At 73.5% G+C, this 23,094-nt stretch carries 19 protein-coding genes, 1 tRNA gene and 1 pseudogene; 7 read left to right on the plus strand and 14 right to left on the minus strand.

Annotated features, from left to right (window positions below):
* Nucleotides 1-10 precede the first annotated feature (10 nt).
* The 6 genes and pseudogenes from CRP52_RS11555 to CRP52_RS11580 all read right to left on the minus strand — a co-directional run bounded on the left by CRP52_RS11555 (nt 11) and on the right by CRP52_RS11580 (nt 6,161).
* Nucleotides 11-1,342, minus strand: a complete 1,332-nt coding sequence (locus CRP52_RS11555; RefSeq protein WP_097236316.1) for an HD-GYP domain-containing protein — start codon at nt 1,340-1,342, stop codon at nt 11-13.
* A gap of 161 nt (nt 1,343-1,503) precedes the next feature.
* Nucleotides 1,504-2,937 (minus strand): HD-GYP domain-containing protein, encoded by a 1,434-nt coding sequence (locus CRP52_RS11560; RefSeq protein ID WP_257032425.1) that lies wholly within the window; start codon nt 2,935-2,937, stop codon nt 1,504-1,506.
* A 484-nt stretch (nt 2,938-3,421) separates the two neighbouring features.
* Nucleotides 3,422-3,703 (minus strand): annotated as a pseudogene (gene rsrA / locus CRP52_RS40435) (mycothiol system anti-sigma-R factor); the annotation flags it as partial.
* Nucleotides 3,700-4,605 carry a sigma-70 family RNA polymerase sigma factor gene (locus tag CRP52_RS11570; protein ID WP_373560479.1) on the minus strand — a complete coding sequence of 302 codons (906 nt, stop codon included), beginning with the start codon at nt 4,603-4,605 and terminating at the stop codon, nt 3,700-3,702. The pseudogene rsrA and the gene CRP52_RS11570, both read right to left, overlap by 4 nt.
* A 109-nt stretch (nt 4,606-4,714) precedes the next feature.
* Nucleotides 4,715-5,380: an alpha/beta hydrolase family protein gene (locus CRP52_RS11575; RefSeq protein WP_097236318.1), complete on the minus strand. Its 666-nt coding sequence runs from the start codon at nt 5,378-5,380 to the stop codon at nt 4,715-4,717.
* Between the two features lie 28 nt (nt 5,381-5,408).
* Nucleotides 5,409-6,161, minus strand: coding sequence for an SOS response-associated peptidase (locus tag CRP52_RS11580; RefSeq protein ID WP_097240018.1), 753 nt, complete (start codon nt 6,159-6,161; stop codon nt 5,409-5,411).
* 207 nt (nt 6,162-6,368) lie between these two features.
* Here CRP52_RS11580 and CRP52_RS11585 point away from each other — a divergent pair, with 207 nt between their 5' ends.
* The 5 genes from CRP52_RS11585 (at nt 6,369) to hisN (ending at nt 11,104) form a co-directional block, all read left to right on the plus strand.
* Nucleotides 6,369-7,094, plus strand: a complete 726-nt coding sequence (locus CRP52_RS11585; protein ID WP_097236319.1) for a M50 family metallopeptidase — start codon at nt 6,369-6,371, stop codon at nt 7,092-7,094.
* 116 nt (nt 7,095-7,210) lie between these two features.
* Nucleotides 7,211-8,542: a 3-phosphoshikimate 1-carboxyvinyltransferase gene (gene aroA, locus CRP52_RS11590; RefSeq protein WP_097236320.1), complete on the plus strand. Its 1,332-nt coding sequence runs from the start codon at nt 7,211-7,213 to the stop codon at nt 8,540-8,542.
* Between the two features lie 15 nt (nt 8,543-8,557).
* Entirely contained in the window at nt 8,558-9,613 is a 1,056-nt protein-coding gene (gene rsgA, locus CRP52_RS11595; protein ID WP_097236321.1) for a ribosome small subunit-dependent GTPase A, read from the plus strand.
* A 129-nt stretch (nt 9,614-9,742) separates the two neighbouring features.
* Nucleotides 9,743-10,066: a DMT family transporter gene (locus CRP52_RS11600; RefSeq protein WP_097236322.1), complete on the plus strand. Its 324-nt coding sequence runs from the start codon at nt 9,743-9,745 to the stop codon at nt 10,064-10,066.
* A gap of 240 nt (nt 10,067-10,306) precedes the next feature.
* Nucleotides 10,307-11,104, plus strand: a complete 798-nt coding sequence (gene hisN / locus CRP52_RS11605; protein WP_097236323.1) for a histidinol-phosphatase — start codon at nt 10,307-10,309, stop codon at nt 11,102-11,104.
* Between the two features lie 269 nt (nt 11,105-11,373).
* Here the strand turns inward: hisN and CRP52_RS11610 are convergent, their stop codons facing one another.
* Nucleotides 11,374-12,849, minus strand: coding sequence for a catalase (locus tag CRP52_RS11610; protein ID WP_097236324.1), 1,476 nt, complete (start codon nt 12,847-12,849; stop codon nt 11,374-11,376).
* 104 nt (nt 12,850-12,953) lie between these two features.
* Here CRP52_RS11610 and CRP52_RS11615 point away from each other — a divergent pair, with 104 nt between their 5' ends.
* Entirely contained in the window at nt 12,954-13,367 is a 414-nt protein-coding gene (locus CRP52_RS11615; protein ID WP_097236325.1) for a Fur family transcriptional regulator, read from the plus strand.
* A 25-nt stretch (nt 13,368-13,392) separates the two neighbouring features.
* Here the strand turns inward: CRP52_RS11615 and CRP52_RS11620 are convergent, their stop codons facing one another.
* The 3 genes from CRP52_RS11620 to CRP52_RS11630 all read right to left on the minus strand — a co-directional run bounded on the left by CRP52_RS11620 (nt 13,393) and on the right by CRP52_RS11630 (nt 18,941).
* Nucleotides 13,393-15,366, minus strand: a complete 1,974-nt coding sequence (locus CRP52_RS11620) for an SEL1-like repeat protein (RefSeq protein ID WP_257032427.1) — start codon at nt 15,364-15,366, stop codon at nt 13,393-13,395.
* 369 nt (nt 15,367-15,735) lie between these two features.
* Nucleotides 15,736-15,809: transfer RNA gene (locus CRP52_RS11625), tRNA-Met, on the minus strand.
* Nucleotides 15,810-15,923: 114 nt separating this feature from the next.
* Complete coding sequence (locus CRP52_RS11630; protein ID WP_097236326.1) at nt 15,924-18,941, minus strand: UPF0182 family membrane protein; 3,018 nt, start codon at nt 18,939-18,941, stop codon at nt 15,924-15,926.
* A 246-nt stretch (nt 18,942-19,187) separates the two neighbouring features.
* Between CRP52_RS11630 and CRP52_RS11635 the strand changes: the two genes are divergently transcribed.
* Entirely contained in the window at nt 19,188-19,760 is a 573-nt protein-coding gene (locus CRP52_RS11635) for a PPA1309 family protein (RefSeq protein ID WP_097236327.1), read from the plus strand.
* Nucleotides 19,761-19,785: 25 nt separating this feature from the next.
* Here the strand turns inward: CRP52_RS11635 and CRP52_RS11640 are convergent, their stop codons facing one another.
* The 4 genes from CRP52_RS11640 to CRP52_RS11655 form a co-directional block, all read right to left on the minus strand.
* The gene (locus CRP52_RS11640) at nt 19,786-20,898 is read right to left on the minus strand and encodes a YlbL family protein (RefSeq protein ID WP_097236328.1); all 1,113 of its coding nucleotides are present in this window, start codon (nt 20,896-20,898) and stop codon (nt 19,786-19,788) included.
* A 42-nt stretch (nt 20,899-20,940) separates the two neighbouring features.
* Entirely contained in the window at nt 20,941-21,114 is a 174-nt protein-coding gene (locus CRP52_RS11645) for a hypothetical protein (RefSeq protein ID WP_306458854.1), read from the minus strand.
* A 239-nt stretch (nt 21,115-21,353) separates the two neighbouring features.
* Nucleotides 21,354-21,794, minus strand: a complete 441-nt coding sequence (locus CRP52_RS11650; protein WP_234434744.1) for a molybdenum cofactor biosynthesis protein MoaE — start codon at nt 21,792-21,794, stop codon at nt 21,354-21,356.
* Between the two features lie 135 nt (nt 21,795-21,929).
* A complete protein-coding gene (locus CRP52_RS11655; protein ID WP_373560480.1) occupies nt 21,930-23,078 on the minus strand; it encodes an NAD-dependent epimerase/dehydratase family protein in 1,149 nt (382 codons plus the stop codon).
* Nucleotides 23,079-23,094 lie beyond the last annotated feature (16 nt).

The raw sequence follows: 23,094 nt of genomic DNA on the forward strand, positions 1-23,094 counted from the left end.
ACGGGGACCGTCAGCCCCGGGCCTGCCCGCCCACCCTGGCCAGGGCGTCCACCACCCGCGCGTCGTAGACCCGCCCGCGCCCCAGCCGCAGCACCTCCAGCGCCTGCAGCCGCCCCACCGCCTCGCCGACGCCCCGGCCGCGGGCGGCCGTGAGCAGGTCGTCGTGGGCGTTGGCGACCCGGATGATCCGGGCCGCGAGCGGCACCGGGCCCTCGCCGGCGACCGGACCGGGGCAGGGGTCGGCCAGCCGGGCGACCTGCTCGGCGACCTGTCGGGGCACTCCGGTGCGGCTGATCACCTCGCTGCCGAGGCGGGCGATCCGCTGCTGCTCGGCGCAGGGCAGCAGCGCGGTGGCGCCGTCCGGCACCGGTTCGACCAGGGACAGCTGGCCGACGTCGTGCATCAGTGCGGCGTACTCCAGCAGGGCGAGCTCGCGGGTGCCCAGGCCGAGCTCGCGCCCGAGCGCGCACGCCGTGTCCGCGACCCTGCGCGCGTGCCCGTGCGGGGTGTAGCCGGCCACCTCGGTGGCGCGAGCGAGGCTCGCGATGGTCTGCCCGGTGGTGGCGCGTACGGCGGCGGCCCGCCGGAACGACACCTGGGCGAGCAGCAGCGGGGTGCAGAACAGCGGCAGCGCCCACAGCCCGACCTCGCCGGCCGCGAGGCTGACCAGCATGCCGGTGGCGACGATCGCCGAGCCGATGCCGAACAGCGAGCGCAGCTCGTCCTCCAGCGCCGCCGGGAACCGCGGCCCGCCCTCCACGCCGGGAGAGCCCGCAGGCCCCGGCAGCCCCGCCTCCGGCCGGCCGACCCAGTCGCAGCGCAGCAGCGCCGCCAGGGTCGCGTCGCAGAGCGCGGCCAGCGCGGCGACGGCGGTCAGGAACGCCCCGTACGCCGGACCTTCGGGCGAGAACCGGTCGACCAGGCCGCCGTTGTAGAGCGGCTGGAAGACGGCGGCGGCGAAGCCGACGGCGAGCAGCCGGCGGGCGGCGCTGTCCCGGCGGGCCGGGTCGGCCCAGGGCGGCCGGCGGTGCGGGCGGCCGGGGTGGTGCGGCAGGGCGAGCCCGGGCAGCCAGGCCAGCAGCAGTCCCGCCCCGGTCACCGCCACGACCTGCAGCGTGCCGTGCGCGGTCGGCACTCCGCGCAGCGGCCCGAGCAGGGCGTACGCCAGCGCGCCGGCCGCGCCGATGGGCGCCTGCTCGCGATCGCCCGGAAGGGTGATCCGGACGCATTCGCCGAGCGCGATCAGCACCGTGAACGCCAGCGCGACCCTGGGCTCGGCGACCCCGCGCAGCGCGGCCGTGCCCAGCGCGAGCGCCAGCAGCGCGGCCGCCCCCACGTGCACCGCCCGGGCGGTGCGCCCGCACGCCGCCCGCCCGTACTCGGCACGGCCGTGCCCGGCACGCCCGCACCCGGTACGGCCCGACCCCGTACGCCCGTGCCCCGTACGGCCCGCCCCCGTACCGTCGCGCCGCGTACGGCCCGACCTGCTGCGCCCGTGCCCCGTCACGACGGCCCGGCCGTGGGGATGCTCCCGCCGCCGGCGGGCACCCGGCCGGGCGCCGCCCGGGCCGGCTCGGGCACCCCGAGCGGGATGTCCGGCACGGCCTGGATGCAGTCCTCGGAGTGCACGACCGGCTGCCAGTCGTGCACGGCCAGCGCGTCGATCAGGGCCCGGACCATCGCCGGGTCGAACTGGCTGCCCGAGCAGCGTTCCAGCTCGGCCACGGCCTCGGCGACGGGGCGCCCGCGCCGGTAGGAGCGGGTGGAGGTCATCGAGTCGAAGGCGTCGGCGACGGAGATGATCCGGGCGAACTCGGGGATCTGCTCGCCGGCCAGCCCGCTCGGGTAGCCGCGGCCGTCCATCCGCTCGTGGTGGTGCAGGATCCCGGCGTGCGCGTCGCCGAGGAAGTCGATCCCGCGTACCAGCTCGTACCCGTAGACCGGGTGGATCTCCACGGCCCGGCGCTCCGCCTCGGTGAGGGGACCGTTTCTGCGCAGCAGCTCGGTGGCCACGCCGAGCTTGCCGACGTCGTGCAGGATGCCCGCGAAGCGCAGGGTGCGCAGCCGGTCGGCCTCCATGCCGAGTTGAGTGGCGATCAGTACCGAAGCCCGGCCGACCCGTTCGCTGTGCCCGCGGGTGTACGCGTCCTTGATCTCCACCGCCTGCACCAGGGACTGGACGGTGGCCTGGTGGGCGTCCCGCTCGCGCTGCCCCTGGGCGAACACCCAGGCGGAGATGGACAGCGGCAGCAGCGCCAGCAGCGCCGCGAACGCGCCGTACGGGCCCTGCCAGAGCACCGCGACCATCAGCCCGCCGGCCGCGTGCACCAGCACCGGCAGCCCGCACACCGCGCAGGCCCCGCGCAGCAGCACCCCGGCGCGGCGGTCCTCGCTGAGCATCAACATGACGCCCACCACCACCCCGTTGACCAGGCAGAACGCGGCGACGGCGGCGAATCCGGGCAGCAGTGCGGCCGGGAAGCGGGAGCCCAGCAGCAGTTGCGGGCCGCGCAGCAGGTGGAAGGCGGCCGAGGAGGCGAAGGCGCACAGCGCGAGCTGGGCGCCGTTGAACAGCTGGCGCCGACGGCAGCCGGGCCCGTTCGGGCCGCCGAGCACCGCGGCGGGGACGGCGACCAGGGCGGCGGCGGCCGGCGGGAGCATCAGCACTCCGGCGAACAGCACCGGGAAGAAGGCGTTCGCCCCGGACCGGGCGGGCATCCGCTCGGGCAGTGCCGGGCGGCGCAGCAGTCGGCGCACCAGTACCAGGCAGGGCGTGGGCAGGCCCTGGGCCAGCGACTCCCAGCAGCCGTGCAGGAAGGCCAGCAGCCCGACCTTGGGCCAGTCCACCGGTGCGCCGAGCCAGCGCGGCAGCCCGGGGGCGATGGCCGCGGGCAGCAGCGGAACCAGGCAGCACAGCGCCGCCACCGGAACGGCCACCAGGTAGCGCGCCGCGCCCGGCGGCAGGGTCGCGCCTCCACTGTCGGTAGCGATCTCGACCTCCCCGCCGTCCGGACCCCGTGTTGCCTCAGCACGCCGGGGAGACCGGCGGTGAGTGCCCGTCAGGAGGATAGGCCGCCGTCCGGGCGCGGGGACGCATGATGGCGCAATGGCGCAGTTGGCGCACCGCCAACTCACCCGAACGAGTGAGGGCGCATGCGAGCAGAACGGGAGCGGCCCCGGGGGCGCACGCTCCCGGGGCCGCTTGGCTCCTCACAAGTGACCGGTCGACACGCGACCGGCCGACAGCTCACTCCGCCGGGGCGCCGGCCTCCACCGGCGCACCGGGGCGCTGGGCCGACTCCCGCTGGGCCGACTCCCGCTGGGCCGACTCCCGCTGGGGCTCCTGCGCCGCCTCGGCCTTCGCCGGCCGCGGCGCCGGCCGGGCGGACTCGGCGTGCAGCTCGACGGTGGGCTCCACCGCGACGACCACCTGCTCGCCCGAACGCTGCCCGGACCGGATCGAGTCGATCCTGGCCAGCACCTTGCTGCGCAGGTCGGCCGGGGTGTCGTCGCACCCGCAGGAGCGCTTGATCAGCGCCTTGATCGCCTGCTCCAGCCCGTACTGCTTCAGGCAGGGCGAGCACTCCTCGAAGTGCACGCGCAGCTTGGCGCAGTCGCCCTCGGCCATCTCGTTGTCGAGGAATTCATAGAGGTGGTCGAGGACCTCGCCACACTCGGTGTCGTGCGGATCGCCGCAGCTCATGAGCCCGAGCCCTTCGCTTCCTGCCCTGCCCCGCTGCCGGCCGGGACCAGCCCGCGCTCGCGGGCGTAATCCTCCAGCATGCCGCGCAGTTGACGGCGGCCACGGTGCAGCCGGGACATCACCGTACCGATGGGAGTACCCATGATGTCCGCGATCTCCTTGTACGCAAAGCCTTCTACGTCCGCGAGATAGACGGCGATCCGGAATTCCTCCGGGATGGCCTGGAGCGCGTCCTTCACATCGCTGTCGGGGAGGTGGTCGAGCGCCTGGGTCTCGGCCGAGCGCAGGCCGGTCGACATGTGCGACTCGGCCCTGGCGAGCTGCCAGTCCTCGATCTCCTCCGCCGCGGTGCGCTGGGGCTCCCGCTGCTTCTTGCGGTACGAGTTGATGAACGTGTTGGTGAGGATGCGGTACAGCCAGGCCTTGAGGTTCGTGCCCTCACGGAACTGGTGGAAGGACGCGTACGCCTTGGCGAACGCCTCCTGGAGCAGGTCCTCCGCGTCGGCCGGGTTGCGCGTCATGCGCAGCGCGGCCGAGTACATCGGATCCAGGTAGCCCAGGGCGTCGCGCTCGAAGCGCTCCCGCCGGGCCTCCTCGCTCTCCTCCGACGACACCCGGTAGGTGTCCTCACCGATCGCGTCGGCCAGCTCCTCACCGGTGAGCGCCTCGCCCGCAGGCCGGACCTCGTCCGGGCCACGGCCGGACTCGGCCTCGTGCTCGGTCCCGACGACCGTACCCACCTCCTCGGCATGACGGGCACGGCCCACGGCGGGCCGCCCAGAAATGGAGGATATCGGGCTGACGGGCTTCTCGCCCGCGTCGAACCACTCCGGCCAGGAGGGGGCGAACGCCGTGGTGGCCTCGCGCTCCTCAGGCCGTTCGGGGCACGCGATCGAACCCATCTGCCCTGCCTCTCACCGGTGACTCGTGCTGACGGACACGACAACCACCCCGGCCCCGCCCGCATTCCCGCCCACGACTGCCGCGCACGACCCTGCGGACAGCAGCCGCTCACACCAGCCGCAGCACCCAGTCCCCCACCGCCGCGCAGATCAGCTCCAGCACCTCGTCCTGCCCCACCGGCGCCCGCTTGGGCACCGCGAAGCCGTGACTGCCGTACGGCACCCCCACCAGCTCGTGCCCGGCCGGCAGCTCCGGGAACTCCTCCGGCCCGCCGAACGGGTCCTGCGCACTCTGCACCACCAGGGTCGGCAGCCCCGAGCCCAGCAGCTCCTCCGCCCGGCTCTTCTCCGGCTTGCCCGGCGGATGCAGCGGGAACGCCAGCGCCACCACCCCCACCGCCCCGGTCTGCGCCCCCGTCCGGCAGGCCACCCGCGCCCCGGCGCTGCGCCCGCCCACCACCAGCGGCAGCCCCTGCCCGGCCAGGTGCTCGGCCACCGGCCGCCAGCCGAGGTCCAGCGTCTTCGGCGCCGGGCCCAGCTTCTTCCCCGCCACCCGCCAGGGCTGCTCGACCAGCGCCACGCTGATCCCACGCGCCGGCAGCCGCGCGGCCAGCGCCACCAGATCCCGGGCCTCGATCCCGCCGCCCGCGCCGTGCCCCAGCGCCAGGACGGCCTTCGGCGCCGCCGCCCGGTGGTGGGTGATCCGGGCCTCCCCGGCCTCGGTGGGCACGAGTTCGGTGGCGACGGGTCCAGTGGCGACGGGTTCGGTGGTCATCTCCGCTACTCCAATGCTGCGAGGCACGTCAGAACAGGGTGGTCTCGTACTCGACCTCGGCCCACGGCTCCTTGAGCTCCGGGCCGTTGTTGCGGATGCTGCCGACCGCCGGCGACACCGGGGTGGCCAGCAGCGCGCCGGGCGGCGGCGGTATCAGCAGCCGGCGCAGTTCGTCCGGGTCGGTCAGCCGCGGGTCCAGCCACTCGTCCCAGGACTGCGGGTCGAGGAACAGCGGCATCCGCTCGTGGATCGGCGCCAGCGACTCCTCCGCGTCCGTGGTGACGATCGTGAAGGTCACCAGCCACGCCTCCGGGTGCCCGGCCGGCACCGCCCGGTTGCGCCAGAACTCGTACAGCCCGGCCAGCGCCAGCGGGGCGCCGTCCGCCCGGGAGACGAAGAACGGCTTCTTGCGCGCCTTGCCCCGCTCGCCCGGCAGCGTCTGCCACTCGTAGTAGCCGTCCACCGGCAGGACGCACCGGCGCGCGGCGAAGGCCTGCCGGTACGAGGGCTTCTCGTGCACCGTGTCCGACCGGGCGTTGATCATCTTCACCGCCGTCTCCGCGGAGTTCGACCACTGCGGCACCAGCCCCCAGCGCAGCACCCGCAGCTGCCGCACCGCCCGGGGCTGCTCCCTGCTCATCCGCTCCAGCACCACGAAGGCACTGTTGGTCGGCGCGACGTTCCAGTTCGGGTCCAGGGTCTCCTCGGGATCCCACTGCTCGACGTCGAACAGCTCGACGATGGACTCGGGCTTGCTGCTGGCTGCGAACCGACCGCACATGCGGGCCAGCTTGCCACGCCGCCGGCGCCGCCACCGGCCCGTCCTCATCACAAGACCAGGTCCTCACGTTGCGCCCGTCCCCGCCACGCGACCGTTCTCATCGCTTCCTCACGCCCGCACCAGAACCACCGGCTGCCGCCCGCCCGTCCCCGCATGGGAGGCTGCCCCGAACGGCCCAACGCAGTGAACGGAGGCGGGGACGACCGCATGAGCACCGACGATCAGACCCTGAGCGCCCTGTGGGACCAGGTCACCGGCACCCAGACCGCCCCGCCCGGCTGGCTGGTGCTGGCCACCGGCGCCGCCGCCCTGCTCACCGTCCTCGCCCGCCCGCTGTGGCACGTCGCCCGCAACGCCGTGACCATCGCCCACGAGGGCGGCCACGGCCTGGTCGCCCTGGCCACCCGCCGCAAGCTCGCCGGCATCCGGCTGCACTCCGACACCTCCGGCCTCACCCTCTCCTACGGCCGCCCCACCGGCCCCGGCATGATCCTCACCGCCGCCGCCGGCTACACCGCCCCCGCCCTGCTCGGCCTCGGCTGCGCCGCCCTGCTCGCCGCCGACCGGATCACCCTGCTGCTGTGGCTGGCGATCGTCCTGCTGCTCGCCCTGCTCCTGCGCATCCGCAACGCCTTCGGCCTGTTCGTCGTCCTGGTCGCCGGCGGCGCCTTCTTCCTGGTCTCCTGGTTCGGCAGCGCCCAGGTCCAGGCCGGCTTCGCCTACCTCGGCTGCTGGTTCCTGCTGTTCGGCGCCGTACGGCCCGTCCTGGAACTGCAGCACCAGCGCCGGATCGGCTGGGCCCGCGACTCCGACGCCGACCAGCTCGCCCGGCTCACCCACGTCCCCGCCCTCGCCTGGGTCACCGTCTTCCTGCTCGTCGCCCTCGGCTGCCTCGCCCTCGGCGCCGACTGGCTCCTCCAGCCCCTGCACTGACTCCAGCCCCTGCACCGAACCGCGCCGAACCGTCCACGACCCCCGCACCGAACCGCCCCGGGCCCGCCGCCCAACCGGCGCGGGAACCGTTCCGGTACGGCCCCTAGACTTGCCACATGACCGAGACCCTGTGGCCCGCCCCCGTCGCGACCAGCCCCGTCGACGCCACCGTCACCATCCCCGGCTCCAAGTCGGTCACCAACCGGGCCCTGCTGCTGGCGGCACTGGCCGAGAAGCCCGGCTGGGTGCGCCGCCCCCTGCGCAGCCGCGACTCCCAGCTGATGGCCGACGGCCTGCGCGCCCTCGGGGTCACCATCGAGGAGAAGGTCAACAACGACGCCGGCGGCACCGGCGGCGGCGAGGCCTGGCGGGTCATCCCCGCCCCCGCGCTGCGCGGCCCCGCCTCGGTCGACGTCGGCAACGCCGGCACGGTCATGCGCTTCCTGCCCCCGCTCGCCGTCCTCGCCGACGGCCCGGTCCACTTCGACGGCGACCCGCGCTGCTACGAGCGCCCCCAGCACGGCGTGATCAACGCCCTGCGCGCGCTCGGCGCCCGCATCGACGACGGCGGCCGCGGCGCCTTCCCGCTCACCGTCCACGGCACCGGGTCCCTCGACGGCGGCCCGGTCGAGCTGGACGCCTCCTCCTCGTCCCAGTTCGTCTCCGCGCTGCTGCTCTCCGGCGCCCGCTACAACCACGGCATCGAGGTCCGGCACGTGGGCGGCCCGGTGCCGTCGCTGCCGCACATCCGGATGACCGTCGAGATGCTGCGCCTGGCCGGGGCCCAGGTCGACGCCCCCGAGGACGGCGGCGAGAAGGACGTCTGGCGGGTCACCCCCGGCGCCCTGATCGGCCGCGACCTGGTGGTCGAGCCGGACCTGTCCAACGCCGCGCCGTTCTTCGCCGCTGCCCTGGTCACCGGCGGCCGGGTCACCGTCCGCGACTGGCCCAAGCACACCACCCAGCCCGGCGACCAGCTGCGCGAGATCTACACCCGGATGGGCGGCGCCTACGAGTTCACCGACGAGGGCCTGCAGTTCACCGGCACCGGCCGGATCCACGGCATCGAGGCCGACCTGCACGACGTCGGCGAGCTCACCCCGGTGATCGCCGCCGTCGCCGCGCTCGCCGACTCCGAGTCCCACCTGTACGGCATCGCCCACCTGCGCCTGCACGAGACCGACCGGCTCGCCGCGCTCGCCAAGGAGATCAACGACCTGGGCGGCGACGTCACCGAGACCGAGGACGGCCTGCGGATCCGCCCGCGCCCGCTGCACGGGGGCGTCTTCCACACCTACGAGGACCACCGCCTGGCCACCGCCGCCGCCGTGCTCGGCCTCGCCGTACCCGGCGTCGAGGTGGAGAACGTCGCCACCACCGCCAAGACCCTGCCCGACTTCCCCGGGATGTGGGCCGAACTGCTCGGCGAAGCGGCGGCGGACGCCTGAGCGGAGACTGAAGCCATGCGCCGCTACGGCAAGGACGCCGACGAGGACGACATCCGCAACCGCCCCGCCCGCCGGGGCTCCCGGCCGCGGACCCGGATCAGGCCCAAACACGAGGACGCCGCCGAGGCGATGGTGCTCACCATCGACCGCGGCCGGCTCACCTGCCTGGTCGACCCGGGCACCAAGCAGGAGCGCCAGGTCGTCGCCATGAAGGCCCGCGAGCTGGGCCGCAAGGGCGTCGTCGTCGGCGACGTCGTCAACATCGTCGGCGACCTCTCCGGGGACACCGACACCCTCGCCCGGATCGTCCGGGTCGAGGAGCGCGGCTCGGTGCTGCGGCGCACCGCGGACGACGACGACCCGTACGAGCGGATCGTCGTCGCCAACGCCCAGCAGCTGGCCATCGTCACCGCCCTCGCCGACCCGGAGCCACGCCCCCGCCTGATCGACCGTTGCCTGGTGGCCGCCTACGACGCGGGCATGGAGCCGCTGCTGGTGCTCACCAAGTCCGACCTCGCACCGGCCGCCTCCCTGCTGGAGTCGTACGCGCCGCTGGGCATCGACTACGTGGTCACCCGCCGCGACGAGCTGGAGACCACCGGCGCCGAGGCCGTCCGCGAGCACCTGCGCGGGCTCTCGACGGTGTTCATCGGCCACTCCGGCGTCGGCAAGACCACCCTGGTCAACGCCCTCGTCCCGGACCGCCAGCGGCAGACCGGCCACGTCAACGCGGTCACCGGCCGCGGCCGGCACACCACCGTCTCCGCGCTCGCGCTGCGCCTGCCCCCGCCGCCCGGCGCCAAGCCGGGCTCCAAGAAGGCGCTGAACCCCGGCTGGGTCATCGACACCCCGGGCTTCCGCTCCTTCGGCCTCTCGCACATCGACCCGTCCCGGGTCATCCACGCCTTCCCCGACCTGGAGCCCGGCACCGCCGACTGCCCGCGCGCCTGCAGCCACGACGAGCCGGACTGCGCGCTGGACGCCTGGGTCGCCGACGGCCACGCCGAGGCCGCCCGGCTCTACTCGCTGCGCCGCCTGCTGGCCAGCAAGGAGGCCCGCGAGGGCGACTGAGCCAGCCCCGCCGCACCGCTCCCCCGGGTCCGCGGCCCGTTCGAGGTGTCGGACCGCGTCCGCCTGGCGATCATAGGAAAGTCGGGCCACAGCGCGGCCCGACCCGTCGATCGACAGAGAGGGCACGCGATGGCATGGGCCCTGGTGGTCCTGGCCGGCCTGCTGGAGACCGGCTTCGCGATCAACCTCAAGCTCAGCGAGGGCTTCACCAAGCTCTGGCCCACCGTCAGCTTCTGCGTGTTCGCCCTCGGCAGCTTCGGTCTGCTCACCCTCTCCCTGAGGAGCCTGCCGGTCGGTCCCGCCTACGCGGTGTGGACCGGCATCGGCGCGGCCGGCACCGCCATCTACGGCATGGTCTTCCTGGACGAGACCACCTCGGTGCTCAAGCTGGTCTCGATCTCCCTGGTGATCGCCGGCGTCATCGGCCTCCAGCTCAGCGGCACGGCGCACTGAAATCTCGCCCGCTCGCCTCCGGGACGCTCCGACCCGGCGCCGACGGCCGGCGCTCCCTCGCTCCTGCGTCGCTCCCTCGCGCTCTCCCTTTCGGCACCGGCGCGCCCCTTCGGCTCGGGGCGGCGTTCTCGCCCACTCGCCCTCGGGGTGGCTCGCGGCGGGGCCCACGCGCCCTCAGCCCCCGTCCCGCTCCGCGAGCCCGGCTGTCCCGATCCGGGTGGGCTCGCTAGGGTTTCGGACATGGCCGACTACCACGACGATCTCCGACTCGCCCACGTCCTCGCCGACTCGGCCGACTCGGTCACCCTGGAGCGCTTCCGCGCCCTCGACCTCAAGATCGAGACCAAGCCGGACCTCACCCCGGTGAGCGACGCCGACAAGGCCGCCGAGGAGCTCGTGCGCAGCGTGCTCCAGCGCGCCCGCCCGCGCGACGCCGTCCTGGGCGAGGAGTTCGGCCTGCAGGGCTCCGGCCCGCGCCGCTGGGTGATCGACCCGATCGACGGCACCAAGAACTACATCCGCGGCGTCCCGGTCTGGGCCACCCTGATCGCCCTGCTGGAGGACGGCCCGGACGGCATGGAGCGCCCGGTGGTCGGCATCGTCTCCGCCCCCGCCCTGCAGCGACGCTGGTGGGCGGCCAAGGACCTGGGCGCCTTCGCCGGCCGCAGCCTGGCCAAGGCTTCCCGGATCCACGTCTCCGGCGTCTCCCGGATCGAGGACGCCTCCTTCTCGTACTCCTCGCTCAGCGGCTGGGAGGAGCGCGGCCGCCTCGACCCGTTCCTGGACCTCACCCGCGCCTGCTGGCGCACCCGCGCCTACGGCGACTTCTGGTCCTACATGATGGTCGCCGAGGGCGCCGTCGACATCGCCGCCGAGCCCGAGCTGTCGCTGTGGGACATGGCCGCCAACTGCGTCATCGTCGAGGAGGCCGGCGGCCGCTTCACCGGCCTGGACGGCGTCCCCGGCCCCGGCGGCGCCGACGCCGTCGCCTCCAACGGCCTGCTGCACGAGGAGGCGCTGCGCCGCCTCTCGGTCTGAGCCCCGCCCCGCGCGGGCGAGTCCCCGCCCCGAGCGGGCGAGTCCCCGCCCCGAGCGGGCGAGTCCCCGCCCCGAGCCGAAGGGGCGCGCCGGTGCCGAAAGGGAGAAGCGACAAGCGAGGCACGAGCGCCGGAGCGCCGACCGTCGGCGCCGGGTCCGAGCGCCCCGGAGGCGAGCGGGCGAGTAACAGTGCGGGCGAATAACAGTGCAGGCCCTGTGACCAGTGGGAGCTGGTCACAGGGCCTGCTGCTTTCTCGGCCCGGCTGCGGCTACTGCTTGCGCAGCTCCCGGACCGCCGCGTCCAGCCGCTGCCCGTAGTCGGCGTCGGCCTTGCGGAAGTTGTCGATCGCCCGCTCCACGATGTCCTCGCGGTCGGCCGAGACCTTGGCGATGAAGCCGGCCAGGTTGGCGATCAGCCGCTGCTTCTCGTCCTCCGAGAACAGCCGGTACAGGGTGCCCGCCTGCACGAAGTCGTCGTCCTCGGCGTGCGAGGGCGCGGCGTGGTTGCCGGTGCTGCCGTCGACGGCGGTGGCGGCCCACAGCGGGCGGCCGGTCTGCACGGGGCCGCCGAAGCTGTTCGGCTCGTAGTTCTTCTGCCGCCCGTGCCGCCCGTCGTAGAGGTGGCCGTCGCGGCCGTTGGTGCGGGCCTCGGTGGCGTGCGGGCGGTTCACCGGCAGGTGGTCGGCGTTGATGCCGACCCGGTAGCGGTGGGCGTCGGCGTAGGCGAACAGCCGGCCCTGCAGCATCTTGTCCGGGGACGGGCCGATGCCGGGCACGAAGTGGGCCGGGGAGAAGACCGACTGCTCGACCTCGGCGAAGACGTTGTCGGGGTTGCGGTTGAGCTCCAGGCGGCCGATCTCGATCGGCGGGTAGTCGGCGTGCGGCCAGACCTTGGTCAGGTCGAAGGGGTTGAAGCGGTAGGTCGCCGCGTCGGCCGCCGGCATGATCTGCACCTGCACCGTCCAGCTGGGGAACTCGCCGCGCTCGATCGCCTCGCGCAGGTCCCGCTGGTGGCTGTCCGGGTCCTCGCCGGCGAGGGCGTTGGCCTCGGCCTGGGTGAGGTTGCGGATGCCCTGGTCGGTCTTGAAGTGGTACTTGACCCAGAAGTGCTCGCCGGCCTCGTTCTGCCACTGGAAGGTGTGCGAGCCGTAGCCGTTCAGGTGCCGGTACGAGGCGGGGATGCCGCGGTCGCCGAACAGCCAGGTGACCTGGTGGGTGGCTTCGGGCGACAGGCCCCAGAAGTCCCAGACGTTGTCGGCCTCCTGCGAGCCGGTGTACGGGTCGCGCTTCTGGGTGTGGATGAAGTCGGGGAACTTGATGGCGTCCTTGATGAAGAACACCGGGGTGTTGTTGCCGACGAGGTCGTAGTTGCCCTCCTCGGTGTAGAACTTCAGCGCGAAACCGCGCGGGTCGCGCACCGCGTCGGCCGCGCCGAGGTTGCCCGCGACGGTGGAGAAGCGCAGGAAGACCTCGGTCTGCTTGCCGATCTCGGACAGGAAGGCCGCCCGGGTCCAGGGCGTGACGTCCGCGGTGACCGTGAAGGTGCCGTACGCCCCGGCGCCGCGGGCGTGCACCACGCGCTCCGGGATCCGCTCGCGGTTGAAGTGCGCGAGCTTCTCGAACAGCAGCTGGTCCTGGATCAGCGCCGGGCCGCCGATGCCCGCGGTCTCGGTGTTCTGGTTGTCGGCGACGGGGGCACCCGCCTCCGTGGTGAGGATCGGGCGCAGCTCGTCCTGGGTGGTCATTCGGGTGCCTCCACGGGGGTCCGGTCGTAATGACACGATCCTAACTTGGACTTTGTCCAAGTCAACACTGGAACCAATCCGAGACCTGGATTACCCTGAATCCCATGAGCGACCTGCTGGAGAGACTGCGCGGACGCGGCTGGCGGCTGACCTCGCAGCGCCGGGTCGTGGCCGAGGTCCTGGACGGCGACCACGTGCACCTGACCGCCGACGAGGTGCACGCCCGCGCGGTGGCCCGGCTGCCCGAGATCAGCCGCGCCACCGTCTACAACACGCTCGGCGAACTCGTCGCCCTCGGTGAGGTCCTGGAGGTCGCCACCGACGGCCGCGCACGGCGCTACGACCCCAACGCGCACCGCGCCCACCAGCACCTGGTCTGCTCGGGCTGCGGCGCGATCCGCGACGTCCACCCGCACGGCGACCCGCTCGCCGCCCTGCCGGCCACCGAGCGCTTCGGCTTCGCCGTCACCGCCGCCGAGGTCACCTACCGCGGCCTGTGCCCGAACTGCCGCCCATAGCGGGGTAGTTCCGGCACAGGCCGGGCTACGCGCTCAGTTCGGCGTGCAGCGCGCCCAGCAGCCGCCCGGCCCGCTCCGCGACCTCGGCCGGCCCGTAGTCGATCGCCCGCCGGCACCAGTTCTCCGCCTGCACCGGTTCACCCCGGCGCAGCGCCAGCAGCGCCAGACGCAGTGCGGCCCGCCCGTGCCCGGCGTCGGCGGCCCGGGTGTACCAGAGCATCGCCTCGGCCTCGCTGTCCTGCCGGGCCAGCAGCAGCCCCAGGTTGAACGCCGCGCTGCGGCTGCCGGCCTCGGCCGCCCGCCGGTACCAGCTCTCGGCGATCTCCAGCGCCCCGCGCTCGGCCGCCCGTACGCCCATCCGCACCTGGGCCCGCCGGTGCCCGGCGTCGGCGGCCAGCGCGTACCAGTGCTCGGCCTCCTCGTCCGCGTCCCCGCGCCGGTCCAGCAGCGAGGCCAGCCGGAACGCCCCCTCCGCCGAACCGCCGGCCGCCGCCTGGCGGTAGCGCTCCAGTGCCCCGGACAGGTTGCCGCGCTGCTCCTGGGCGACGGCGAGCTGCAGCGCCGCCTCGCCGTGCCCCTCGGCAGCAGCCCGCGCGTACCACTCCTGGGCCTGCTGCTGCTCACCGCGCCCGGCGTGCAGCACGCCGAGGTTGAAGGCGCCGTCCACGCTGCCGGCCTCGGCCGCCTTGGAGAACCACGGCTCGGCGCCGGACTCGTCACCGCGCTGCAGCAGCACCACGGCCAGCGCGTTGCAGGCCTCCCGGTGCCCGGCGTACGCGGCCCGGCGGTACCACTGCTCGGCCTGCTGCTCGCGGCCCTCGCCGGCGCAGAGCAGGCCCAGGTTGAAGGCGCCGTTCTGGTCGCCCGCGTCCAGTGCCGCGCGGTACCAGTGCTCGGCCTCCTTGACCTCGCCGCGGCTCGCGTGCAGGGCGCCGAGCGCGTTGGCCGCGTTGCCGTCGCCGGCCTCGGCGGCCTCCTGCCACCAGTCGGCGGCGGCGGCCGTGTCCCCGGAGTCGCGCAGCAGGAAGCCCAGCGCGCAGGCCGCGCGCGGCTCGCCGTTCTGCGCGGCCTGCCGGTACCAGCGGGCCGCCTCCTCCAGCAGCGGCTGGTCGGTGCGGGAGCGCTCCTCCAGCAGCACGCCCAGGCGCAGGGCGGCGCGGGCGTGGCTGCGGGCGGCGGCGGTGCGGTACCAGGCCTCGGCGGTGTCCTTGTCCCCGGCGGCCTCGCGCATCCGGGCCAGCCGGTAGGCGGCCTCGCGGTGCCCGGCGTCGGCGGAGACCTTGAACCAGCGTTCGGCCCGGACGTCCCGCCGGTGCTCCATCAGGTCGCCCAGTGCGTAGGCGCCCAGCGGGTGCCCGTGGTCGGCGGCGAAGTGCAGCCAGTACTCGGCGGCCTCCTCCTCGCCCTGGTCGCGCAGCTGCAGCCCGAGCGCGTGCGCGGCCGGCGCGCTGCCCGCGACGGCGGCCTGGCGCCACCACTGGGCGGCCTCGCCCCGGTGGCCCTGCTGGTGCAGCAGCACCCCGAGGTTGTTGGCGGCGGCGCGCACCCCGGCGGCCGCGGCGGCGCGCAGGTACGGTTCGGCGTCCTCCAGGTCGCCGCGGCGCAGCAGCAGGGTGCCCAGCCGGCCGGCGGCGTCCGCGTCCCCGCCGTCGGCGGCCTGCCGGTGCCGGGCCTCCAGGGCGGCGGACTCCCGGGCGGCGAGCGCGGTCTCGAAGCTGGTCGGGTCCAGGCCCGCCGGGTCGAGTGCGGCGCCGGGCGCGCTCTCCCCGCCGGCCGGCTCGCCGTACGCGCCGACGGCGGCGGCGAACTGACGGGTGGACACGTGGACCAGGCTGTCGGGGCCGCAGCCCGGTGCGGGGCGCTCGGACAGTCCGCTGGTGCGCTGGGCGGGCAGGGTTCCGGGACGGTTCTCGGGGCTCTCGGCGCTCTCCGCCCACGCGTCGGTGTCCGCCTCGACGGCCGCCGAGGGCTTGCCTCCTGACTTGCCGATCAGCCTCATGCCGACTCCCGCTCCCCCAGAGTGTCGCGGCATCGTGCCCCGGCGTGCGGCCGGGGGGACTCCCAGGAGAGGCGCCGGACCCGACGGCCGATCAGCGGCCGTGCACCGTCCCCCATGTGTCCCATCGTCGCATCACCCGCTACCCGCGTACACCTGCCCCGGCCGAATTCGGGCGGGGCTGACCCGAAGCCGACGACATTGCTTCGGCGCTTTGTCGATTTCCCGACACGTCAACCTCACAAACCCCGCTGCCGTCCTCCTTGGCGACGGTCGATAGTACCGGAGCGGTTCCCACCGCTTATGGGCGGAAACTCTCCCCGGGAAACACCTGAGGCCCGGAGGAAGGATCCTCCGGGCCTCAGGCCTTTGTAGCGGGGACAGGATTTGAACCTGCGACCTCTGGGTTATGAGCCCAGCGAGCTACCGAGCTGCTCCACCCCGCGTCGGTGGTTGAACCATAGCACGGACGCGGGGTGGATCGGAAAACGGTTGCCGCAGCTCAGCGGCCACGGCCGGAAGCCGCGGCCGCCGGACCGCAGCCGCGGTCACGGCTGGGGCTACGGCTGGGGGCTCGGCGATCCGCTGCCCCCGGTCCCCGGGGCGGGGGTGGCGCCCGGGGTCGCGGGCGCGGTCGGGGCCTGGGCCGGGCCGGCGCCGCGGGCCGCGTCGGCCGCCTTCAGCGCGTCGCCGAGCGCCTTCTGGGCGTTGCCGTACGCCACCCAGTCGCCGTTCTTGAACGCGGTCTGGCTGTCGCTGTACGCCTTCGCCGCGTCCGAGAGCGCCTTCTGCAGCTCGGGCGAGATCGTCCCGCCCGGCGCCGGCGTGGCCGAAGCGGTGGGCGCGGGCGTCGCCGGGGCCGTCGGGCTGGTCGGCGTCGTCGGGGAGGCCGGGGCCGTCCCGTTGCCCGGGTTGGACGGCGCCACCGGCGTGGCCGGCGGGGCCTGCCCGGCGAACAGCTTGGTCAGCGCCTTCTCCAGGGTGTCCTCGAACGCCACGTTGTCGTCCCCGTACACCGCCAGGACCTTCGACAGCGTCGGGTACTTGGCGCCGCGCCCGCGCACGTACACCGGCTCGACGTTGAGCAGCCCGCCGCCGACCGGCAGGGTCAGCAGGTTGCCGTACTCCAGCTCGGTGTCCCCGCCGCTCTTCAGCGCGAAGATCTGGTTGGCCACCTCCTGGCGGGAGTTGAACTTCGACTGCACCAGCCCGGGGCCGGGGGCTCCGGACTCGCCGGTCATCTTCAGCAGGCGGATCTTCCCGTAGTCGTCGCCCGGATCCGCGTTGACGGCCAGGAACGCCGCCAGGTTCGGGCGGCCGTTGGGCACGAAGGTGCTGGTCAGCGAGAAGCTCGCGGCGGCGGCGTCCGGCATCCGCAGCGTCACGTAGTACGGCGGCTGGACCTGCTTGGTGTCACTGGTCGGGTCCACCGGGACCTGCCAGATGTCGCTGCCGTTGAAGAAGGAGTTGGCGTCGGTCACGTGGTACTGGCCGAGCAGGTCGCGCTGCACCTTGAACATGTCCTGCGGGTAGCGCAGGTGCGGCAGCAGCGACTGCGGGATGTCCGCCTTCGGCTCGACTGTGCCCGGGAAGGCCTTCATCCAGGTCTTCAGGACCGGGTCCTTCTCGTCCCACTGGTAGAGCTTCACCTCGCCGGTGTAGGCGTCCACCGTGGCCTTCACCGAGTTGCGGATGTAGTTGACCTGGTTGGCCACCGTCAGCAGCTCACCGCGCTGGTTGGTCAACGAGTCCTTGGTCGCCGCACCCAGCGTCGTCTTCGACGAGAACGGGAAGCCGTCCGAGGTGGTGTAGCCGTCCACGACCCACACCAGGTGCCCGCCCTGCACCACCGGGTACGGGTCGGCGTCGATCGACAGCCACGGCGCGACCTTCTCCACCCGCTCCTTCGGCGTCCGGTTGTAGATCACCTTGGCGCCGTCGGTGATCGCCCCCGCGTACAGGATCTGCGGCTCGGCGAAGCGCACCGCGTACGCGGCCCGGGTGAGCGGGTTGTCCAGCGAGACACCACTGGCACCGCCGTACGTGTACTCCACGTTCTGGCCGGTCTTGGTGTCGGTGTAGTCGATCTCCTTGTTCGAGCCGCCGACGATCGAGTACGTCGTCGTCTTCTCGCCGTAGTAGATCCGCTGCTCGTAGTCGCCCAGCGCACCGGTGGCGGGCAGGCCGGACTCGGTGAACACCGGCCCGCCCTTGTCGTCGACCTGGTTGCCCTTGGCGACGGCCGCACCGTAGCCGTGGGTGTACTTGAAGTGGTCGTTGATCCAGTTGCGCTGCACGCCGTTGAGGTCGAGCTCGCGCAGGCCGATCACGGTGTCCTGCTTGTCCGCGCCCTTGCCGTAGCGGTCCACGTCCAGCGTGCTCGGGAAGGCGTAGTAGTTGCGCTGCTGCTCCAGCGACTGGAACGTCTGCGACACGATGTTCGGGTCCAGCAGCCGCACGTCCGCGATGGTCTGCGCGTCCGGCTTGAGCGCGTCACCGGTGGTCGAGCCCTGCGGGGTGTACGGAGTGGGCTGCGCGTCCGCGATCCCGTACGCCTGCCGCGTCGCGTCGATGTTCTTCTGGATGTACGGCGTCTCCTTGGCCTGCTCGTTCGGCTTGACCTGGAACTGCTGCACGATCGCCGGGTACAGGCCGCCGATCAGCACCGCCGACAGCACCATCAGCCCCAGCCCGATCAGGGCCGGCGCCCAGGTGCGGCGCACCGGGGTCAGGAAGAACAGCACCGCGCAGATGATCGCGACGAAGAACAGGATGGTCTTGGCCGGAAGGAACGCGTTCGCGTCCACGTAACGCAGGCCCGTCCAGCCCGAAACACCCTTGTACGAACCGGTCTTGACCGCCAGCGCGTACCGGTCCAGCCAGTACGCCACGGCCTTCAGCAGCACGAACACGCCCAGCAGCACCGCCAGGTGCCCCTGCGCGCCCGCGCTCGCCCGCCGGCCCGGGCCCTGCAGCCGCAACCCGCCGTACAGGTAGTGCACCAGCGCCGAGGTCAGCAGGGAGACGATCACCGCGCTGAACGCGAAGCCCAGCACGAACTCGTAGAACGGCAGGTCGAAGGCGTAGAAGGAGACGTCCATCCCGAACTGGGCGTCCTTCTCCCCGAAGGACGTGGAGTTCGTCCACATCAGCCAGGTCCGCCACTGGCCCGACGCCGCGGCGCCTGCCACCAGCCCGATCACCAGCGAGACGCCGATCAGCGCCCAGCGTTTGAACGGCGCCAGGCCGGCCCGGTAGCGGTCCAGGCTCTGCTGCTCCACCGACATCGCCGACAGCGGCGGCCGCAGCCGGTGCGCCAGCCAGATGTTGAAGCCGACGATCACCGCCATCAGCAGGCCGAACACCGCGAACAGCCCGATCTTGGTCCACAGCTGGGTGGTGAACACCGAGGAGTAGTGGACCGACCTGAACCACAGCCAGTCCGTCCAGAAGCCCGCGAACATGACGAACAGCAGGAACAGCACCGCGAGCACGCCCAGGGTCAGCAGGGCCACCCGCGCCCGCCGCGAGGGCGGACCCACCCTTCGCCGGAAACCCGGCCCTGAGCGTTCCGGCATCTGGAATACCACGGTGGCACCTCAGCTGTGTCGTCTGGGATCGATCGGTCGTCAGAGCAACTTAACCAGGCTTTGGCCGAGTTCCCACCGTTAGCAGACGGTTACGGTTGCCCGCCCGCTCGCCTCCGGGGCGCTCTTGATCCGGCGCCGACGGTCGACCCCCGGGCCGGCCGCCCGGGCCTTCCCCCGGGCCTTCCCCCGGGCCGCCCGGCGAGCGCGCCCCGCCCGACGTGTGAGGATTGAGGCATGTCCGACGCGTCTGCATTCACCAACTCCCCCGACGACGTCTCCAAGCTCCCGGCCGCGTCCCCGCTCACCCGGGCCGCGCTGGAGATCGACGAGTACGCCGCCACCCTCGGCTGGGACCTCCCGGCCCGCCTGTTCGCCCTGGTGGACAGCGCCGCCCTGCGCAAGGCCGACCCCCGGGTCGCCAAGCAGCTCGGCCTCGCCGACAGCGACGAGCCCGGCCTCACCCCCGTCGAGCAGGACGAGCTGCCGGCCGGCATGGAGCTCGACAAGTTCCTCGGCACCATCGCCTGGCCCGACGCGGTGGCCGGCTGCGCCCTGGTCGTCGAGCGCCTGATGCTCCCCCCGGGCGCCGAGCAGTCCCGCCCGCGCGGCGCCTCCGACGCCCAGCTCGCCGACTGGGTGGCCAACCACCCCCAGCGCGAGGAGGTGCGGATCACCGCCGCGGTGCTGCGCGACGGCAAGAAGGAGATCGCCCTGCGGCTGCGCTCCAAGGACGTCGCCCGCGAGGTGCTGACCGGCCCGGACCTGGTGCCCGGCCTGACCGACGCCCTGCTGGCGACCTTCGCGTAGGACGAGCCCGGGCCCTACCCGAGGACTACTTGGGGCAGGACGGCAGCGCGGGGGTCTGCCCGGAGCGGAGCTGCTCCAGCGACTTCAGCGCGCCGTCCAGGGTGTCCGTCTTGATCAGGGTCAGCCCGGACGGGGTGTTCTTGGTGGCCTCGGCGCAGTTCGAGGACGGGGTGAAGAAGTACTCGGCCCCGGCGTCCCGGGCGGCGATCAGCTTCATCGATATCCCGCCGATCGGGCCGACCTTGCCGTCGTCGTCGATGGTGCCGGTGCCCGCGACGAACTTCCCGCCGGTGAGGTCGCCGCCCGGGGTCAGCTTGTCGATGATGCCGAGCGAGAACATCAGGCCGGCGCTCGGGCCGCCGACGTCCTGCAGCCCGATGTCGATCTGGAACGGGTAGGTGTGCCGGATCCCGGTGCCGATGCCGATCACCGCGAGCTCGGCCCGCTCGGCCGGGGCCTTCGGGTCGAGGTCCTTGGCCCGTACGGTCGGGACGCTGACGTCCGTCTTGGCCCCCGGCGCCGCGGCGGCGTTGCCGGCCGCGTCCTTGACCCGCGGCACGACGGTGAAGACCACCGACTCGCCCGGCTTGTGCTTGGTGACGGCGGCGACGACCTGGTCGACCGAGGAGACCGGCGCGCCGTCGACGGCGACGATCTGGTCGCCCGCGTGCAGCCTGCCCTCCGCCGGGGCGCCCGCGGTGACCGACTTGACGATCAACTCGTTGCCGACCGGGATGTTCAGCTGCTTGAGCGCCGCGGTGCGGGCGCTGTCCTCGGAGGAGGCGAACTCCTCGGCGTTCTGCTTCTTGGCGTCGGCGTCCGACTGCCCCTTCGGGTACACGTTGTCGTGCGGCACCACCAGCACGTCGCCGCGCAGCCAGCCGACCACCGCGTTGACCAGGCTGGGCTCGTACTTGGCCCCGGTGACCTGGACGGTCGTCATGTTGAGGTGCCCGCTGGTCGGGTACGAGTCGTGCCCGGCGATGCTGATCACCGGCTTGCCGCCCTGGTTGCCGAGCGTGTTGTACGTCGGCCCCGGGCTCATCTCCGTGTACGGCACCTTCATCAGCACCGAGACGCAGAGCAGCGCTATGAGCAGCAGGGTGGCAGCGAGCATCGTCGCGGAGCGGCGTGGCATGCCTCGACAGTACGGGACGCGGGTGACGCGATGCCCGCCGGGCTACCGGCCGACACCCTCGCCGGGGGCCGAGGTCCCGGCCGTGGTGCGTTCCATCGCGGCCATGAAGCGTCGGTGCTCGGCGAGCGAGGCCGGATCCCCCGTGGCCCGTGGGGCCCGCTGGGCCCAGACCGCCCAGAGTGCGGCGAGCAGGACGGCGACAACCGGAATGATCAACCAGGCGAGCGCACCCATATCAGTACTCCCAGCTCGTCGTGTCTATGAGCAGACTAACCACTCCGGCGGACAACGCAGCCGGCGCCATCCGGGTTACGGGACGGCCGATCGGCTCACTTCCAGGGAGTATTCGGGGCGCCGCTCCGGACCCGTTCGAGTGAGGCCCCGGCGCGCCTGACCCGACAGACGCGCGGGCCGTGCCCGCGGTTCCGACCTTCCCGGTGTTCCTACGGCTCGGCTCAGCAGCCGCCGGCGCCGACCCACTCCTCCTCGCCGTCGGCGAAGACCTGGTGCTTCCAGATCGGCACCTCGTGCTTGAGGTCGTCGATCAGCCGGCGGGCGGCCGCGAAGGCCTCCCCGCGGTGGGCGCAGGAGACGGCGACGATGACGGCCTTGTCGGTGATCTCCAGCCGGCCGATCCGGTGGACCGCCGCGAGCGCCCGGACCGGGAAGTCGGCGACGACCTTCTCGGCGATCCGGCGCATCTCCTGCTCGGCGCTCGGGTGGCAGCTGTACTCCAGCGCGGCGACCGACTTGCCGCCGTCGTGGTCACGGACCGTCCCGACGAAGACGGTGGTGCCGCCGGCCGCGTCGTCGCCGACCGCCTCGTACACCTCGTCCAGTGAGAGCGGGGTGTCACGGACGGCGAGCAGCCGGATGGGGTCGTGGTTCTCGGACATGACCCCATGATTCCTCATCCGGGCCCGGAGGAGGCAAGGGTCTTCCGCATCACGATCTCGAAATTTCGCATCGTGAGAAGTGGCACCGATCTGTGGGCGCCCAGCGGCTGACCGGCGCCCCGTCAGAGCACCGGGTCAGAACCGGCGCCGCTTGCGGGCCCGGCGCACCAGCGCCGCCGTACCGACCAGCGCCACCGTCGCCCCCGCCGCCCCCAGGCTGGTCGCGGCCTCCTTGCCACCCAGCCGGCGCCCCGCCACCGCGTGCTTGCCCGACACCTGCGCCAGCAGCTCGGCCAGCACCTGCTCGTTGGTGTGCGCCGGCCGCCACCCCGCCTCGTGCAGCCGGCTCCCGGACACCACCCACGGGTACATCGTGTAGGCCAGGTCCCCCGCCGGGGCCGGCGTCAGCCCCAGCCGGTGCAGCCGGGCCGCCGTCCCCAGCGCCAGCGCGGCCGGCAGCTCCATCCGCCGGATCCCCGACAGCCGCTCCACGTCCTCCTGCTCCAGCCAGCCGTCGCAGCCGACCGTCACCTCGCCCTCGACCAGGCCCAGCGCCGCGTACTCCAGCGCCGCCGCCAGGTCGTCCACGTGGCAGAACTGCCAGCACGGGCGCGAACCGGCCACCACCAGCAGCCGGGGCGCCTCGAAGTGCCGGGTCAGCACGGTGTCCACACCCGGGCCCACCACCACCGCCGGGCGCAGCACCGTCACCTGCAGCCCCGGGTGGGCGCGCGGCGCGCGGCGGGCCAGCCGCTCGATCTCCAGCAGGTCCCCGACCAGCGAGGCCTCCTCGGTCGCCCGCAGCTCGGAGTCCTCCGCCAGCGGCACCTCGTTGTCGGCCAGCGCGCCGTAGACCATCGCCGAGGTGCAGAGCACCACCCGGTGCACCCCGGCGGCCGCGGCCGCGGTCAGCACCGTCTGCGCACCGCGCACGTTGTAGGCGCTGCGGGCCCGCGGGTCGGACTCCATGCCGAAGTCCATCGCCAGGTGCACCACCACGTCGACCCCGGCCAGCCGCTCGGCCACCGCCGGGTCCCGCACGTCCAGCACCCGCCACTGCACGCCCGGCACGTCGCCGCGCCGGTCGTCCACCGCCAGGACCCTGCGCACGTGCGGGGAGGCCACCAGCCGCGCCGCGACCCGCTCTCCCAGCACGCCTGCGGCACCGGTCACCGCCACGATCAGCGGCCGTCCGCCGTAGGCTGGAGGCGGCGACGCCGTGGTGTCCGACGCGTCCTCTCCTCCGGTCAGCCCAGAGCGAACGTCCGAAGGCGGGGAACTCACCGGCCATCCTCCACGG

Origin of the sequence: Streptomyces sp. 1331.2 (genome assembly GCF_900199205.1) — a bacterium.
Classification (GTDB): domain Bacteria; phylum Actinomycetota; class Actinomycetes; order Streptomycetales; family Streptomycetaceae; genus Kitasatospora.

What these genes read in the sequence shown, in the direction of transcription:
- rsgA (WP_097236321.1), top strand. Translation starts at nt 8,558, where the DNA reads ATGCGCCGCTACGGCAAGGACGCCGACGAGGACGACATCCGCAACCGC.
- CRP52_RS11630 (WP_097236326.1), bottom strand. Translation starts at nt 18,941, where the DNA reads ATGCCGGAACGCTCAGGGCCGGGTTTCCGGCGAAGGGTGGGTCCGCCC.
- CRP52_RS11575 (WP_097236318.1), bottom strand. Translation starts at nt 5,380, where the DNA reads ATGACCACCGAACCCGTCGCCACTGGACCCGTCGCCACCGAACTCGTG.
- CRP52_RS11640 (WP_097236328.1), bottom strand. Translation starts at nt 20,898, where the DNA reads ATGCCACGCCGCTCCGCGACGATGCTCGCTGCCACCCTGCTGCTCATA.
- CRP52_RS11610 (WP_097236324.1), bottom strand. Translation starts at nt 12,849, where the DNA reads ATGACCACCCAGGACGAGCTGCGCCCGATCCTCACCACGGAGGCGGGT.
- CRP52_RS11580 (WP_097240018.1), bottom strand. Translation starts at nt 6,161, where the DNA reads ATGTGCGGTCGGTTCGCAGCCAGCAGCAAGCCCGAGTCCATCGTCGAG.
- CRP52_RS11635 (WP_097236327.1), top strand. Translation starts at nt 19,188, where the DNA reads ATGTCCGACGCGTCTGCATTCACCAACTCCCCCGACGACGTCTCCAAG.
- CRP52_RS11585 (WP_097236319.1), top strand. Translation starts at nt 6,369, where the DNA reads ATGAGCACCGACGATCAGACCCTGAGCGCCCTGTGGGACCAGGTCACC.
- CRP52_RS11600 (WP_097236322.1), top strand. Translation starts at nt 9,743, where the DNA reads ATGGCATGGGCCCTGGTGGTCCTGGCCGGCCTGCTGGAGACCGGCTTC.
- CRP52_RS11615 (WP_097236325.1), top strand. Translation starts at nt 12,954, where the DNA reads ATGAGCGACCTGCTGGAGAGACTGCGCGGACGCGGCTGGCGGCTGACC.
- aroA (WP_097236320.1), top strand. Translation starts at nt 7,211, where the DNA reads ATGACCGAGACCCTGTGGCCCGCCCCCGTCGCGACCAGCCCCGTCGAC.
- CRP52_RS11570 (WP_373560479.1), bottom strand. Translation starts at nt 4,605, where the DNA reads ATGGGTTCGATCGCGTGCCCCGAACGGCCTGAGGAGCGCGAGGCCACC.
- CRP52_RS11620 (WP_257032427.1), bottom strand. Translation starts at nt 15,366, where the DNA reads ATGAGGCTGATCGGCAAGTCAGGAGGCAAGCCCTCGGCGGCCGTCGAG.
- hisN (WP_097236323.1), top strand. Translation starts at nt 10,307, where the DNA reads ATGGCCGACTACCACGACGATCTCCGACTCGCCCACGTCCTCGCCGAC.
- CRP52_RS11650 (WP_234434744.1), bottom strand. Translation starts at nt 21,794, where the DNA reads ATGTCCGAGAACCACGACCCCATCCGGCTGCTCGCCGTCCGTGACACC.